Source organism: Mesorhizobium sp. M4B.F.Ca.ET.089.01.1.1, from assembly GCF_004022605.1.
GTDB classification, from domain to species: domain Bacteria; phylum Pseudomonadota; class Alphaproteobacteria; order Rhizobiales; family Rhizobiaceae; genus Mesorhizobium; species Mesorhizobium abyssinicae.
This window is the reverse complement of the sequence record NZ_RZOS01001184.1, coordinates 1-620: the sequence shown is the minus strand read 5'-3', so window position 1 is coordinate 620 and position 620 is coordinate 1. Positions and strand designations below refer to the sequence as shown.

The window sequence follows — 620 nt, the reverse complement described above, 5'->3', positions numbered from 1 at the left end:
GAGGCCGACACAGGTCGTCAGGATTTCAACGACGAGCAGGGAGGCATGCCCGGCGACGAAGCTGAGCGCGCCGAGGCAGACTATGGCGAAGCTCACGCCGATCATGGCGATCCGCTTGTAATGGACGAAGCGGGGTATCGTGCGCCCGCTGAACGTGGCGCCGGCGACGGTGCCGAGCATCAGCCCGAGCAGCGCAATGCCCGATTCGCTGGCCGAAAGCCCGACGATCGACTGCAGGTAGACCGGCAGATAGACCGCCAGGCCGATATTGGCGGCCTGCAGCAGGAACAAGGACAGGGTGCCGGCCAGCACGATCGGGTTGCTGAGCACCTCGAGCGAGATCAGCGGCTCGTCGGCGCGCATGAGCCGCAGCGCAAAAGCGCCCCAGATAACCGCCGAACTGGCGAGCAGCCCGAGGATTTCACGCGACAGCCACGGATAGGCGCTGCCGCCCCAGTTCAGCGCCAGCAGCAGCAGGGCAGTGGCCGCGATCAGCAGCGCCGCGCCGAGAGCGTCGATGCGATGATGCTTTGCCGCGATCGGCAGCTTCTTCAGCGGCTTGTTGATGATCGCCATGGCCAGCAGGCCGAGCGGCCGGTTTTTCCAGAAGATCAGCGACC

The 620-nt window shown here is 65.8% G+C and carries 1 pseudogene; it reads right to left on the bottom strand.

Annotated elements, in window-relative coordinates:
• A pseudogene (locus EN780_RS36685) lies at positions 1-620 on the bottom strand (MFS transporter); the annotation flags it as partial.